A 13,188-nucleotide genomic window follows, 5' to 3' on the forward strand; every position below is an offset into this window, starting at 1 on the left:
GCCCACCACGGTGCGGGCCCGTCCCGGATCGACGTTGGCCCGGTGAAATCCCCAGGACGGAATCCGGCGCCAGACCTCCGGCGACGGGGGGACACGCAGGTGCGCGGGCGCGGGGCCGGGCGCGGGCTGCCCGTAGACGCTCACCAGCCGGCGCCAGGCCCGTCGTGCGTCCTTGCCCGACACGCGCTGCTCGAGCACGGCGGGAATCAGCGCCTCGACGACCCGGCCGGTGCGGCCCAGCCGCAGGTGCGGCACGCGCCGCAGCGCGGCCGCGATGGTGGGTTCGCTCGGCGCGAACCCCGACGGGTCGTCGTCGGCTCCCAGCAGGCCCGGCAACCCGTCGACGAACTCGGCGGCGCCGGGGCCCCAGGCCTCGCATTCCACCGTGTCGGGTGCGGCGTGCCGGATGCGCGCGGTGACCGGACCGGTCGTCGTCAGGCTGGTGCGCCAGATCGTTCCGTCGACCTCGTCGTGGTGGCAGGGGTCGCCGCGGCCCCGGCGCAGCGGCGCCAGCGTCAGGCCCGGGCTCGCCGGCCCGGCGAAGGCCACGCTGGCCGATCTACGCACCGGGTCAGCCTAAGCGCCGACACTGACATCGGCCTTGTCCGGATAGAACGCGACGTGGCCGGCGATCTGCGCGACCGCGGCGAAGGGCCGTTCGTAGGTCCAGAGCGCGTCGGTGACGACCGCGCCGTCCCCGGTGGCCACGTTGTAGTAGCTCGCGTCCCCCTTGAACGGACAGTAGGTGGTGGTGTCGCTGCAGGTCAGCTGCTCGGTGGCGACATCGGCGAGCGGGAGGTACTGCACGGCGGGGTAGCTGCCTTCGCGCAGCGTCAGCGCGGCGTCGCTCTCGGCGACGATCTCACCGCCGACGCGGACCACGACGTGTGCGCCGGTCGGTTCGACGGTGATCGGGTGGGTCTCGGTCGGGGTCAGCTCGGGTCGGTCGCTCATGGGTCCATTCAACGCCTGGACAGCCCGTCAGTGCGGTCGTCCGGCGATCCTGTCGGCGACGACGGCGATCGGTGAGGTGCCGGCCCGGCCCCTCTCCTCGTGCCAGTCGGCGGCCTTGTAGGCCAGGTACATGCCGCGCACCCCGATCCAGCGCAGCGGTTCGGGTTCCCAGCCGCGCGACCGGTGCCCCACCCAGGGCAGTCCGGTCAGCTCGGAGGACCGGCCCAGCGCGAGATCGGTCAGCGTGCGGGCGGCCAGGTTGGTCGCGGTGACGCCGTGCCCGACGTACCCACCGGCAGCGCCCAGCCCCGTCGACGGGTCGAAGCCGACGGTGGCCTCCCAGTCCCGCGGCACCGCCAGCACCCCGCACCAGCCGTGCGCGATCGGCACGTCGGCGACCTGGGGCAGGATCGCGTGCAGGGTCCTGCGCAAGTGGGTGACGGTGCGTTCGGGCACCTGTCCGTCGCGGTCGATGGCCGAGCCGAACCGGTACGGCACGCTGCGCCCGCCGATGGCGATCCGGTTGTCGACGGTGCGCTGGGCGTAGAAGAAGCCGTGTGCGGTGTCCCCCAGGGTTTCGCGGCGCTGCCAGCCGATCTGATCCCAGATCCGATCGGGGACGGGTTCGGTGGCGATCATCGAGCTGTTCATCGGCAGCCAGCGCCGCTTCAACCCGGGCAGCGCCGCGGTGAATCCCTCGGTGGCGCGCAGCACGATCGGCGCTCTGACCGTGCCCCACGGCGTCGTCGCGGTTCCCGCGGCGATGGCGGTCACCGGCGAACGCTCGTAGATCTCGACGCCGAGCCGTTCGACGGTGTCGGCCAGGCCCCGGGCCAGCCGCGCCGGCTGGATCCGCGCGCAGTGCGGGTTGTGGTAGGCCGCAAGCACCCCGTCGAGATGGATACGTTGCGCCGCTTGATCTTCGGTGAGCTCGACGATGCCGTTCACCTGCCAGCGGCGTTCGGCCGCGGCGGCGGCGGCGAGCCGGGCCGCCTGCGCCCGGTTGCGCGCGATCTCCAGCGTTCCGCCCTTGACGATGCCCGCGTCGATGCCTTCGGTCGCCGCCACCGCGATCACCTCGTCGACGGCGTCGTTGAGGGCACGCTGCCAGGCCAGGACGCTCTCGCGGCCGTACCGGCGGGCCATTCGTTCGCGGTCACCCGGCACCAGGCCGGAGAGCCATCCGCCGTTGCGTCCGGACGCCCCGAACCCGGCGAACCGGGCTTCGAGCACCGCGATGCGCAGCGAGGGATCCGCCCGCTTGAGGTAGTAGGCGGTCCACAGGCCGGTGTAGCCCGCACCGACGATGCAGACGTCGGCGTCGCGGCTGCCGGGCAGCGGCGCACGCGGCACCGGGGGTCCGTCGAACCAGTGCGAGACGTGGCCGTTCGACGGACCCGGGGTCAGGCGGTTGGGCACCGACGCAGCCTAGTGGGCGGCCCGCAGACCGACCCAGAACTCGGCGGCTTCGGCGATGGACTCCTCGACCGGCCTGGGTTGCCAACCCAGTTCGCTGCGGGCCTTCGCACAGTCCAGCCGGGCTTCGGCGCGCATCAGCCGCAGCGAGCCCAGCGACAGCCGCTCGTCGGTGCCTGTCAGCCGGGCCTTGGCGCTGCCCAGCGCGGCCATCGCGTATGCCACCGGCAGCGGGAGCGTCCTTGCCGGGGGCGGCACCCCGGCGGCCTGCGCGGCGATGCGCACCACCTCGGCGTTGGAGATCATCTTCTCCGAGATCAGGTATCGCTGGCCGACCCGCCCCAGGTCCGCGGCCAGCAGCATCGCCTCGGCCGCATCGTCGATCCCGACCGCCTCCAACTCGATGCCGCCCATGACGAACGGCAGCTTGCCGAACGCGGCGCCGGTGATGATGGCCCCGTGCGGGGTGCGGCCCCAGTCCCCGCCGCCGTAGGTGGTCGACACGCACATGGCCACCGCGGGCAGGCCGTGGTCGCGCACGTAGTCCATCACGAGGTTCTCGGCCAGTACCCGGGACCGGACGTAGGGGGTCAGCCCGGACAGGTCGGCGATCACGTCGTCCTCGGTGGCGACCCGGCCGCGCCGGCGCCCGACGGTGACGTAGCTGGAGGTGAACACGAACTTCTGCAGCCCGGCCGCCACCGCGGGCTCGACCGCGACGTCGAGGACGTTGCGGGTGCCCTCGACGTTGGTGCGGAACAGCGGGGCCGGGTCCCGCAGCCAGCCCCGGGTGTCGACGACGCAGTAGTAGACGGTTTCGCAGCCGGTCATCGCCTCGCGAAGCACCGCGTCGTCGAAGATGTCGCCGACGTAGCGGGTGACATCCAGGTCGTCGATGCCGGTGGTGCGGGCGCCGTCGCGCACCATCACCCGCACCGGGGCGCCGGTGTCGACCAGCCGGCGGGTGACGTGGCTGCCGAGGTAGCCGTTGGCCCCGATCACCAACACCGGGGCGGGCGAGGATCCGGTCACCGGTCGGCGCCCATCTGGGTCAGCCACGCGGCCGCCTCGTCGGGCAGTGCGCCCAGTTCCCTGGCCTTGCGGCACCACTTCACCGTGGCCTTGACGAACCGCAGCGGGTTGTAGATGTCTTCCTGGCGGCACCACCTGCCGTCCCCGGCGTAGGTGACGATCGAGATGTTGGTGGCACTGATGATCGTTCCGTCGCCGGGGTCGCGCATCGGGTTGTCCAGTTCGCAGATCACCCGCCCGGTGGCTTCGTCGAACACCGCCCACAGCGACGGAAACGACGTCATGTAGCTGCCGGGAAAGGTTTCCATGGTCTTCCAGATCCACGGCCGCACCTGTTCACGGCCGCGCATCGTGCCCGCGGCGTGCTCGATGTAGAGAACGTCGTCGGTGTACTGGTCCACCCACGGATCCCAGTCGCGGGTCCGGGCCGCGGCGTCGACCGTCTGCTCGAACCCGGCGAACGCCTCGACCAGTTCCCCGCGGGAGAAAGTGTTGCCCGTCACAACAGGAAAATAGAACACGTTCTACCCGGTCTTGTCGAGAGCGCCCGCCCACGAGCCGGATTAAAACCGCTGACCAGGCGGTTATACGCAACGCTATGACACGCCACTACAACAGGAACCCGGCGGCGGTGGACGCGCTGTCGCCCGAGCAGTACCACGTGACCCAGCGCAACGGCACCGAACGGCCCTTCACCGGCGAATACTGGGACAACCACGAGCCCGGCATCTACGTCGACGTGGTCTCCGGCGAACCGTTGTTCGCCTCCGTCGACAAGTTCGATAGCGGTTCGGGCTGGCCGAGCTTCACCCGGCCCGTCGACGCGCAGAACGTCTTCGAGAAGCGCGATTTCTCGCACCTGATGCTGCGCACCGAGGTCCGTTCGACGCACGGCGACAGCCACCTCGGGCACGTCTTCGCCGACGGACCGCGCGATCGGGGCGGGCTGCGCTACTGCATCAACTCCGCGGCCCTGCGGTTCGTCCACCTCGACGATCTCGAGGCGCAAGGATATGGGCAGTACCGTGAATTGTTCGAAGCAACCGAAAAGGAGCAAGCGTGAGCGACGACAAGCGAGCCGTGCTGGCCGGTGGCTGCTTCTGGGGCATGCAGGACCTCATCCGCAAGCAGCCGGGTGTGGTGTCGACCCGGGTCGGCTACACCGGCGGCCAGAACGACCACCCGACCTACCGCAACCATCCGGGTCATGCCGAGGCGGTCGAGATCGTCTACGACCCGGCGCAGACCGACTACCGGGCGCTGCTGGAGTTCTTCTTCCAGATCCACGACCCGACGACGAAGAACCGGCAGGGCAACGACGTCGGCACCAGCTACCGCTCGGAGATCTTCTACGTCGACGACGACCAGCGTCAGGTCGCGCTGGACACCATCGCCGATGTCGACGCGTCCGGGCTCTGGCCCGGAAAGGTCGTCACCGAGGTGAGTCCGGCTCCTGATTTCTGGGAGGCCGAGCCCGAGCATCAGGACTACCTGGTGCACTACCCGGGCGGGTACACCTGCCACTTCCCGCGGCCGGGCTGGAAGCTGCCCAAGCGCACCGAGGTCTGAGGCCGGCGGCCGCTAGCGTCGGGACAAGACCACGCGGCCGCCCCCCTTGGGGGTGAAGGCGACGCCACGGGCATGGACCTTCTCCGGCGGCGCCGTGCTGGTCTGCAGCGTGAAGTTCCGCAACACGGTCCGCAGCACGATGTCCATCTCGACGTTGGCGAACGCCGCACCGACGCAGCGCCGGGTGCCGCCGCCGAACGGGATGTGGGCGAACGTCGACGGCCGGCGGCCGACGAAACGCTGCGGGTCGAACCGGTCCGGGTCGGGGAAGTCCTGCGCCCGGCGGTGCATCTCGGCGATCGCGACGACGATCGAATAGTCCTGGGGGATCACGTATTCGCCGAGTTCGAAGGTCGGCGCGTAGACCCGCCGGCCGGCGAAGTCGATCACCGTCCGGACCCGTTGTGTCTCCAGGATGACCGCCTGGCGGTACTCGTTGTCCTCGGTGTCGGCCTCGGCGGCCAGGCGGGCGAGCACGTCGGGATGGCGGGTGATGCGCTCGAAGACCCAACCCAGTGTGGCGGCGGTGGTTTCGTGGCCGGCGGCCAGCAGTGTCAGCAGCTCGTCGCCGATGTCCTGGCGCGACATCGACGAGCCGTCTTCGTAGGTGCTTCGCAACAGCATCGCCAGGACGTCGTCGCGGGTGTCGAAGTCCGGGTCGGCCCAAACCGCGTCGATCAGCCGGCCGATCACCTCGTCGTACTGGCGCCGGTAGCCGGCCAGCCGTCCCCACGGGCTGAACCTGCCGTAGGTCCGGCTCGGGGTCGGCACCTGTGCGAGCCGCGAGCCGAGCGTCACCCAGGGCGGGATGATGCGCCGCAACTCGTCGAGGTGTGAGCCGTCTGCGCCGAACACCGCCCGCAGGATCGCGTTGAGCGTGATGCGCATCATCGGCTCCAGCACCTCGAACGGCTCACCGTCGGGCCAGCTCGCCGCCTCACGCAGGGTCTCCTCTTCGAAGATGGCCTCGTAGTTGCGGATGCTCTTGCCGTGGAACGGCGGGGTGAGCAGCCGGCGCCGGCGCCGGTGGTCGGCGCCGTCGAGCGCGAACACCGAACCGGAACCGAGTACCCGCGACAGGTTGGGCTGGATGTTGCCGACGTCGGCGATGTCGGCGGTGAACAGCTGTTTGGCCAGTGCCGGATCGGCGACGATGACGGTGTGGCCGAAGATCGGCAGATGCAGTGTGAACGCGTCGCCGTAGCGGCGGACCAGTTGTGCGACGGTCCATTTGCGCGCCGCCGAGAAGCCCAGACCCTGCAGGACCCGCGGGATTCGCGAGACCGGGGGCAGTGCCGGCTGCAGCACCGGCCGGGGTGCCCGCCCGGTGTCGGCGATCATTGTTTCGGTCATTGGCATCCCCACTCCGAGAGTTGGTACTTCGGTGTACCAGCGTCTTGTGGGGTACGGTACCGGTCAGTACCAGGGCAGCGCAAGGGTGGGAGGGCATCATGGCTGCGGCGCCCGCACCCGCGGTGGCCGACCGGCTTCTCGACGGCCTGGCCGCCTCCATCCGCGAGCGGGGCTACCGCGAGACCACCGTCGCCGACATCGTGCGCCAGGCCCGCACCTCCAAACGCACCTTCTACGAACAGTTCCCCGGCAAGGAGCAGTGCCTGATCGAGCTGCTGCGCCGCAACAACGCCGACCTGATCGTCGGCATCCTGACCGCCGTCGACGCCGAGGCGGACTGGCGGATACAGATCCGCCAGGCCGTCGACGCCTACGTCGGGCACATCCAGGCGCGCCCGGCGATCACGCTCAGCTGGATCCGGGAGGCACCCGCGCTCGGCGCGGCCGCCCAGCCGCTGCACCGCCAGGCGATGCAGCGGCTGACCGACATGCTGGTCACCCTCACCGGCAACCCCGGGTTCCGCCGGGCCGGCCTGAGCCCGACCACCGAGCCGATGGCGCTGATCCTGCTCGGCGGGCTGCGGGAATTGACGGCGCTGTTCGTCGAGGCCGGCGGCGATGTGCGCGACATCGCCGACCCCGCGGCGGCCGCTGCCACCGCGCTGCTCGGCCCCCGCTGAGGTCAGCCGAGGATCAGCCGCGCCGAGCGCTCCAGCCGCCGCGCGATCTCGGCATAGGAGACGTAACCCATTCCCGCGCGCACCAGCGCCCCCGAATAGAGCATCTCGAGCGAGTCGATCACGTCCGGGTCGGTGTCGGGCCCCAACGCACCGGCCAGCCGGTCCCGGATGTCCTGGCCGATCCGCAACCGCAGCACCTCGACGTCGGGATCCTTTCCCAGCAGCGCCGTCGTCACGGCCCCGGCGAAATCCGGTTCGTCGGCGACCAGCAGCGAGATGTGGCCGAGCACCGCCACCACCCTGGCAGGCGGGTCCGCGGTGTCGTGGACAGTGTGTGGTGAGTTCGCCAGCCGCCGCCAGAACACCTCGGCGACCAGGTGCTCCTTGGAGGAGAAGTACGTGTAGGCCGTGGCCGCACCCACGCCGGCCTCCGCGGCGACCCGGCGCACCGTCAGGGCCGCGAAACCGTCCCTGCCGAGCAACTCCACCGCGGCGCGGCCCAGCCGCTCAACCGTGTCGGCCTGTCTGGCCGTCAGACGGCGCCGAGTCGACTCCAGGGCCGGATCGGACACATGTCCGGACGCTACTACAACGACCTGGGGCCAGCAACGGTAGGTTGGGCTCGATGACTGATACCGACACCGCCCTGCCACCGGCGGCCGCCGCGCTGTTCGACCTCGCCGAGCGGGTCACCGGATTCATGCCCGCCGACGAGGGCCGCGCGCTCTACGACACCGCGGTGCGCTACCTGGGCGACGGCGTGGCCGTCGAGATCGGCACCTACTGCGGGAAGTCGACGGTGATGCTCGGTGCCGCCGCCCAGCAAACCGGCGGACTGGTCTACACGATCGACCACCATCACGGCTCCGAAGAACACCAGGCCGGCTGGGAGTACCACGACACCTCCATGGTCGACCCGGTCACCGGCTTGTTCGACACCCTGCCGACCCTGCGCCACACCTTGGACGCCGCCGGCTTGGACGACCACGTGGTCGCCGTGGTGGGGCGCTCCCCTGTCGTGGCGCGCGGATGGCGAACACCGTTGCGGCTCTTGTTCATCGACGGCGGCCACACCGAAGAGGCCGCCAGCCGGGACTTCGACGGCTGGGCACGCTGGGTGGACCTGGGCGGGGCCCTGGTGATCCACGACGTCTTCCCGGACCCGGCCGACGGGGGGCAGGCGCCCTACCACGTCTACCGGCGCGCCCTGGATACCGGAGAGTTCCGCGAGGTCGCGGTCACCGGATCGATGCGGGTGCTCGAGCGCACCCTCCGTGCCGGCAACAGCTAACGCTCGCTGGTCGCGCACTCGCAGTCGTAGTCACCCTCGAGCCCGCGCGGCAGATCAGCCCCGCGGAAGATCCCGGCGCCCGGCGTCGCCGAGGACAGCGCGTCGGCGGCCAGGATGACGGCGGCACCGGTCCAGGTGGTCCGCTCCACCGGCCAGCGCTTGCCGTCGGCGTACACCAGGCCCGTCCAGTACGAACCGTCCTCCTCGCGGAGGTGGTGCATGGCCGCGAACTGGGTATGGGCCCGGGCCCGATCACCGATCGCCTCCAGCGCCATCACCAGCTCGCAGGTTTCGGCGCCGGTCACCCACGGTCGATCGTCGACACAACGGATCCCCAGGTCGGGCACCACGAAGTCGTCCCAGCGCTCGTCGATGCGGGCCCGCGCCCGCGGACCGCGCAGCGCCCCGCACAGCACCGGGTAGTACCACTCCATCGACCAGCGATCCTTGGCCACGAACGCCTCCGGATGGTCGGCGATCGCGTGGCCAAGCCGGCCCGCCGCGACCTCCCATTCGGGTTGCGGATCGTCGACGTAGTCGGCCAGCGCCAGCGCACACCGGATGCTGTGGTGGATGCTCGCGCATCCGGTCAGCAACGCATCCTCGGTGATACCGGACGGGCTTGCTCCCCAGGCGATCTCACCGGTGGCCAGTTGCAGACCGAGGACGAAGTCGATCGCCTTGGCCACCACCGGCCACATCGTCTCGGCGAACCGCCGGTCCCCGGTCACCAGCACGTGATGCCACACACCGGTGGCGATATAGGCACAGAAGTTGCTGTCGCTGTTGGGATCCTCGATGACACCGTTGCGCAACTGGATCGGCCAGGTGCCGTCCTGGCGCTGGTTGCGCAGCGACCAGTCGAATGCAGCCCGGGCGGGCTCGAGCAGCCCGGCGACCGTGAGCGCCATCGCGTTCTCGATGTGATCCCAGGGGTCGGTGTGCCCGCCCACCGACCACGGGATGGCGCCCGACGACTCCTGGGTCGCCGCGATCGACTCCGCAGTCCGGCAACACTGCTCAGGCGTGAAAACGCCTGCAACACCTGGGATATCCGGCATCAGCCGACCGGCTTCCGGAAGTACAGCGCCACGCTCTTGCCGATCACCGGGTTGAGTACCGACTCGGCGGTGCGGGTGAGCCACGGCTGGCTCATCATGTCCCACACCAGCAGCTTGTGGTAGCCCGCAACCGCCGGATGATCTGATTTCTCTGTTCCGACAGCACATTTGAGCCACCAGAACGGCGAGTGCAACGCATGCGCATGATGGGTGTGGTTCAGGGTGAGACCGTGCGCCACGACCTTGTCGCGCAGCTCGTCGGCGCGGTAGATCCGGATGTGGCCGCCCTCGTTGGCGTGGTATTCGTCCGAGAGTGCCCAGCAGATCCGCTCCGGCAACCACCGTGGAACGGTGATCGCCAGCGCACCACCGGGTTTGAGCACACGCACCAGTTCCGAGATGGCACGGTCGTCGTTGGGGACGTGTTCGAGTATCTCGGAGGCGATCACGCAGTCGAAGGTGCCGTCTTCGTAAGGCAGGTCCAGCGCGTCGCCCTTGACCGTCTCCCCCTTGGCCGACGCCGGCACCTCCCCTTCGGCCTTCATCGCCTGCATGATCTCGTCGACGTCGTTGAGGTCGGCGGCGTTCTGGTCGAAACCGACGACATCGGCACCCCGGCGGAATGCCTCGAACGTGTGTCGCCCTGCGCCGCACCCGACGTCGATCACCTTGGAGCCTGGGCCCACCGGAAGGCGGTCGAACTCGACGGTCAGCATGCGCCGACCTGTTCGCAGGCCCGCTGGTACACCGCGACGGTCTGCGCGGCCACCGACTCCCAGCTGAACACCTCCAGCGCCCGCCGGCGCCCGTTGGCACCGAGCCTGCGCAGTTCCAGCGGTGAATCGAGCAGCTCGCCGAGGACAGCGGTCAGCTCGTCCACATCGGCCGGTGTCACCAACCTCGCGCATTCGCCGTCGGGGCCGACCACCTCTGGCAGCGCCCCGGTCCGGCTGGCCACCACCGGGGTACCGCTGGCCATGGCCTCCACAGCGGGCAGCGAGAACCCTTCGTAGAGCGAAGGGATGCAGGCGACCTCAGCCGAGGCGAGCAGACTGGCCAGCTCGGCGTCGGTCAACCCGCTCGAACTGTGCACGATGTCGGAGATACCCAGTTCGGCGATGAGCTTCTCGGTCGGACCGTTGGGCTCCAGTTTGGCGACGAGCTGCAGTTCCAGGTCGCGCTCCACACGCAGCCGGGCCACCGCGTGCAGCAGATGGCTCACGCCCTTCAACGGCACATCGGCGCTGGCGATCGCGATGATGCGGTTGCGGACCCGCTGCGCCGACGGCTGGAACAACTCGGTGTCCACACCCAGCGGCACCACCTGCAGCTGCTCGGGATCGACCGCGAAATCCTCGGCGATGTCGGCGGCCGAGGCCGACGACACCGTCAGCAGCTCCGGAATCCGGCGGGCGACCTCCTTCTGCATCTCGGCGAAGCCGTACCAGCGCCGGACCAGCGGTTTGCGCCACCAGCGAGCGGCGGCGACGTCGAGGACCCGGTCCCTGGTGATCGGGTGGTGCACCGTGGCCACCACCGGTAGACCCGATTCGGCGATGGTGAGCAGCCCGGTGCCCAGGCACTGGTTGTCGTGCACGACGTCGAAGTCGTCGCGCCGGTCGGCCAGCAGCCGCGCGACACGCATGCTGAACGTCCGCGGCTCCGGGAAGCCTGCCGTCCACGTGGTCAGCAGCTCCCGGACGTCGATGCTGGTCTTGATCTCGGTGGGAAGCGGGATCCGGAACGGGTCGGGCTCGCGGTAGAGGTCGAGGCTGGGCACCTTGGTCAGCCGCACCCGGGGGTCGAGACCGTCGGGGTAGGGCTGGCCGGAGAACAGTTCCACGTCGTGGCCGAGTTCGACCAGGCCGCGGCTGAGGTGCCGCACATAGACGCCCTGGCCACCGCAATGGGTCTTACTCCGATAGGACAGCAAGGCGATACGCATGGTCAGCTCACATATCCCATGACGGGCACCGGCGCGCCGATCCAGGTTGGAATGCCGCACTGGGCTGGCCGAATCGAGTGGTGCAAGGAATCCGAACCCTCCCTGGACATGTGTCCAGACTATAGTTTGACGTGCTAGCTGACGCAACGCGTCTGCTAGCTCTGACTACCACAACCTGCGTCGAACGTCCTGTTCACCCCTGGTTACACCCCGTCTTCACCTGGGCGGGAAACCGCCGGTGGCGACCGGGCCCCAGCGCTGCGGAGTGACTCTGATCAGGCACTTACCCTGGTCTGCCATCGCCTTGCGGTAGTCGTCCCAATCCGGATGCTCGCCGGCCACCGACCGGAAGTACTCGACCAGCGGTTCGAGAGCCTCGGGCAGGTCGATGACCTCGGCTGGTCCGTCGACCTGGACATAGGGGCCGTTGAACTCATCGGACAGCACGACGACGCTGGCGTGCGGCCGCCGCCGGATGTTGGCCGACTTCGCCCGCTGCGGATAGGAGGCGATCACCAGCCGTCCGCCGCCGTCCACACCGCCGGTGACCGGTGAGCTCTGCAGCGATCCGTCCGCGCGGAAGGTGGTCAGCACCATCCGGTGGCGGGGACCGATGAAGTCGAGCAACTCGGGCAGGGCGACGACGTCGGCGGTAGCGAATTTCCTGGCCATCGATCCAGGGTATCCAGCACGACCGTGCCGTTACAGTTGGGCGCGTCTGCGACAAGGAGTGGACATGGCGGAGTTCGACGCACTCGGCGAGTGGCGGCGCTACGGCAAGGTTCCGGTCGCCGCCGGCCTGGGCTACTCGATGGGCGTCATCCACGTGTACTCGCTCGGCGCGTTCATGGAACCGCTGCAGAACACCTTCGGCTGGAGCCGCGCCGAAACCTCGGTGGGCCTGACCATCGTCGGCATGGCCGCCGCGGCCGCGGCGCTGCCGATCGGTCTGATGGTCGACCGCCTCGGCCCCCGCCGGGTGGGGCTGACCGGCGTCATCCTGATGGCCGCGGCGTTCGCCCTGCTGGGCACCGCCACGGGAACGCTGAGCAACTGGATCCTGCTTTGGGCCGTGCTGTCGTTCGCCTCGTTCTGGGTGCAGACCACCGTCTGGACCTCGGCGGTGGCCAGCCGCTTCGAGACCTCGCGCGGGCTCGCGTTCGCGGTCACCCTGTCGGGCGGGTCGCTGGCCGCGGCGATCTTCCCGCCGCTGGCGACCGCGCTGATCGGTGCATGGGGCTGGCGGGGTGCGTTCGTCGGTCTCGCGGTGCTGTGGGGCGGACTCGTCGCCGTCGCGGTGGCACTGTTCTTCCGCGGCGCCCAGGACGACGACAAGGTCAGCACCGACACCGAGAAACCGGCGCCGGCTGCACCGCAGCCGGACGCTGCGGCTCCCGCCGAGCTACCGGGAGTCACCCTCGGTGAGGGCCTGCGCTCGGTCACCTTCTACCAATTGCTGGTGGCCGCCGGGTTGTTCGCCTTCACCACCCTGGGTGTCGTCGTGCACCTGGTGCCGATCCTGCGCGACGCCGGCACCGAACCGCTGGCCGCGGCAGGCGCCGCGTCACTGGTGGGGGTGTTCTCGATCGTCGGCAGGCTGGGCATCGGGGTGCTGCTGGACCGCTTCCCCAGCCGGGTGGGCTGGTCGCCGCGCTGTCCCTGGGGACCGCGTTCGGTCCGCTGGCAGCCGGGGCGACCTCCGACCACTTCGGCGGCTACGACCGCTTCCTGATCCTGACGATGATCCTGATGGGTGTGAGCAGCCTGGCGCTGGCAACGATGAAGGCGCCCCCGGATTTCAGCGTCCGCACCCCGGCCCCGCCTCCGGTCCAGCGCACCGACGCCGGCGAGTCGTCCCCGGGCTGAGCTCGCGATGTACCTCCCGCC

At 69.9% G+C, this 13,188-nt stretch carries 16 protein-coding genes; 5 read left to right on the forward strand and 11 right to left on the reverse strand.

Features of this window, described 5'->3' with window-relative positions; all coding sequences use genetic code 11:
• From ACXAID_RS07315 to ACXAID_RS07335, 5 genes are all read right to left on the reverse strand, one after another.
• Positions 1 to 567 (reverse strand): DNA-3-methyladenine glycosylase family protein (locus ACXAID_RS07315; RefSeq protein ID WP_475021533.1); only part of this gene is annotated, 567 nt, incomplete at its 3' end.
• A gap of 9 nt (positions 568 to 576) precedes the next feature.
• Positions 577 to 954, reverse strand: coding sequence for a DUF427 domain-containing protein (locus ACXAID_RS07320; protein WP_475021534.1), 378 nt, complete (start codon positions 952 to 954; stop codon positions 577 to 579).
• Positions 955 to 981: 27 nt separating this feature from the next.
• Complete coding sequence (locus tag ACXAID_RS07325) at positions 982 to 2,373, reverse strand: NAD(P)/FAD-dependent oxidoreductase (protein WP_475021535.1); 1,392 nt, start codon at positions 2,371 to 2,373, stop codon at positions 982 to 984.
• A gap of 9 nt (positions 2,374 to 2,382) precedes the next feature.
• Positions 2,383 to 3,429 (reverse strand): NAD-dependent epimerase/dehydratase family protein, encoded by a 1,047-nt coding sequence (locus ACXAID_RS07330; protein ID WP_475021536.1) that lies wholly within the window; start codon positions 3,427 to 3,429, stop codon positions 2,383 to 2,385.
• Entirely contained in the window at positions 3,399 to 3,905 is a 507-nt protein-coding gene (locus ACXAID_RS07335) for a nuclear transport factor 2 family protein (protein WP_475021537.1), read from the reverse strand. The genes ACXAID_RS07330 and ACXAID_RS07335 overlap by 31 nt, the downstream gene beginning before the upstream one ends.
• Before the next feature lie 95 nt (positions 3,906 to 4,000).
• Here ACXAID_RS07335 and msrB point away from each other — a divergent pair, with 95 nt between their 5' ends.
• A complete protein-coding gene (gene msrB / locus ACXAID_RS07340) occupies positions 4,001 to 4,465 on the forward strand; it encodes a peptide-methionine (R)-S-oxide reductase MsrB (protein WP_475021538.1) in 465 nt (154 codons plus the stop codon).
• On the forward strand, positions 4,462 to 4,971 hold the full coding sequence (msrA, locus tag ACXAID_RS07345) for a peptide-methionine (S)-S-oxide reductase MsrA (protein ID WP_475021539.1): 510 nt from the start codon (positions 4,462 to 4,464) through the stop codon (positions 4,969 to 4,971). The genes msrB and msrA overlap by 4 nt, the downstream gene beginning before the upstream one ends.
• Before the next feature lie 12 nt (positions 4,972 to 4,983).
• Here the strand turns inward: msrA and ACXAID_RS07350 are convergent, their stop codons facing one another.
• Positions 4,984 to 6,324, reverse strand: coding sequence for a cytochrome P450 (locus tag ACXAID_RS07350; protein WP_475021540.1), 1,341 nt, complete (start codon positions 6,322 to 6,324; stop codon positions 4,984 to 4,986).
• A 98-nt stretch (positions 6,325 to 6,422) separates the two neighbouring features.
• Here ACXAID_RS07350 and ACXAID_RS07355 point away from each other — a divergent pair, with 98 nt between their 5' ends.
• Positions 6,423 to 7,004 carry a TetR/AcrR family transcriptional regulator gene (locus ACXAID_RS07355; RefSeq protein ID WP_475021541.1) on the forward strand — a complete coding sequence of 194 codons (582 nt, stop codon included), beginning with the start codon at positions 6,423 to 6,425 and terminating at the stop codon, positions 7,002 to 7,004.
• 2 nt (positions 7,005 to 7,006) lie between these two features.
• Here ACXAID_RS07355 and ACXAID_RS07360 read toward each other — a convergent pair whose 3' ends face one another.
• Positions 7,007 to 7,576: a TetR/AcrR family transcriptional regulator gene (locus ACXAID_RS07360; protein WP_475021542.1), complete on the reverse strand. Its 570-nt coding sequence runs from the start codon at positions 7,574 to 7,576 to the stop codon at positions 7,007 to 7,009.
• Positions 7,577 to 7,629: 53 nt separating this feature from the next.
• Between ACXAID_RS07360 and ACXAID_RS07365 the strand changes: the two genes are divergently transcribed.
• Positions 7,630 to 8,295 (forward strand): class I SAM-dependent methyltransferase, encoded by a 666-nt coding sequence (locus ACXAID_RS07365; protein ID WP_475021543.1) that lies wholly within the window; start codon positions 7,630 to 7,632, stop codon positions 8,293 to 8,295.
• Here ACXAID_RS07365 and ACXAID_RS07370 read toward each other — a convergent pair.
• From ACXAID_RS07370 to ACXAID_RS07385, 4 genes are all read right to left on the reverse strand, one after another.
• The gene (locus ACXAID_RS07370) at positions 8,292 to 9,356 is read right to left on the reverse strand and encodes a prenyltransferase (RefSeq protein ID WP_475021544.1); all 1,065 of its coding nucleotides are present in this window, start codon (positions 9,354 to 9,356) and stop codon (positions 8,292 to 8,294) included. The two genes, ACXAID_RS07365 and ACXAID_RS07370, sit on opposite strands and share 4 nt — an antisense overlap.
• On the reverse strand, positions 9,356 to 10,072 hold the full coding sequence (locus ACXAID_RS07375) for a class I SAM-dependent methyltransferase (protein WP_475021545.1): 717 nt from the start codon (positions 10,070 to 10,072) through the stop codon (positions 9,356 to 9,358). Before ACXAID_RS07375 ends, ACXAID_RS07370 begins: the two co-directional genes overlap by 1 nt.
• On the reverse strand, positions 10,066 to 11,301 hold the full coding sequence (locus tag ACXAID_RS07380) for a glycosyltransferase family 4 protein (protein WP_475021546.1): 1,236 nt from the start codon (positions 11,299 to 11,301) through the stop codon (positions 10,066 to 10,068). Before ACXAID_RS07380 ends, ACXAID_RS07375 begins: the two co-directional genes overlap by 7 nt.
• Before the next feature lie 216 nt (positions 11,302 to 11,517).
• Positions 11,518 to 11,973 (reverse strand): PPOX class F420-dependent oxidoreductase, encoded by a 456-nt coding sequence (locus ACXAID_RS07385; RefSeq protein WP_475021547.1) that lies wholly within the window; start codon positions 11,971 to 11,973, stop codon positions 11,518 to 11,520.
• A 64-nt stretch (positions 11,974 to 12,037) separates the two neighbouring features.
• Here ACXAID_RS07385 and ACXAID_RS07390 point away from each other — a divergent pair, with 64 nt between their 5' ends.
• Positions 12,038 to 13,033, forward strand: coding sequence for an MFS transporter (locus ACXAID_RS07390; RefSeq protein ID WP_475021548.1), 996 nt, complete (start codon positions 12,038 to 12,040; stop codon positions 13,031 to 13,033).
• Positions 13,034 to 13,188 lie beyond the last annotated feature (155 nt).

The sequence above is a fragment of the Mycobacterium sp. ABE4_509 genome (assembly GCF_056160785.1).

Coding starts and splice junctions, on each gene's coding strand:
- ACXAID_RS07320 (WP_475021534.1), bottom strand. CDS start 954: ATGAGCGACCGACCCGAGCTGACCCCGACCGAGACCCACCCGATCACC.
- msrB (WP_475021538.1), top strand. CDS start 4,001: ATGACACGCCACTACAACAGGAACCCGGCGGCGGTGGACGCGCTGTCG.
- ACXAID_RS07350 (WP_475021540.1), bottom strand. CDS start 6,324: ATGACCGAAACAATGATCGCCGACACCGGGCGGGCACCCCGGCCGGTG.
- ACXAID_RS07355 (WP_475021541.1), top strand. CDS start 6,423: ATGGCTGCGGCGCCCGCACCCGCGGTGGCCGACCGGCTTCTCGACGGC.
- ACXAID_RS07365 (WP_475021543.1), top strand. CDS start 7,630: ATGACTGATACCGACACCGCCCTGCCACCGGCGGCCGCCGCGCTGTTC.
- ACXAID_RS07370 (WP_475021544.1), bottom strand. CDS start 9,356: ATGCCGGATATCCCAGGTGTTGCAGGCGTTTTCACGCCTGAGCAGTGT.
- ACXAID_RS07375 (WP_475021545.1), bottom strand. CDS start 10,072: ATGCTGACCGTCGAGTTCGACCGCCTTCCGGTGGGCCCAGGCTCCAAG.
- ACXAID_RS07380 (WP_475021546.1), bottom strand. CDS start 11,301: ATGCGTATCGCCTTGCTGTCCTATCGGAGTAAGACCCATTGCGGTGGC.
- ACXAID_RS07385 (WP_475021547.1), bottom strand. CDS start 11,973: ATGGCCAGGAAATTCGCTACCGCCGACGTCGTCGCCCTGCCCGAGTTG.
- ACXAID_RS07390 (WP_475021548.1), top strand. CDS start 12,038: ATGGCGGAGTTCGACGCACTCGGCGAGTGGCGGCGCTACGGCAAGGTT.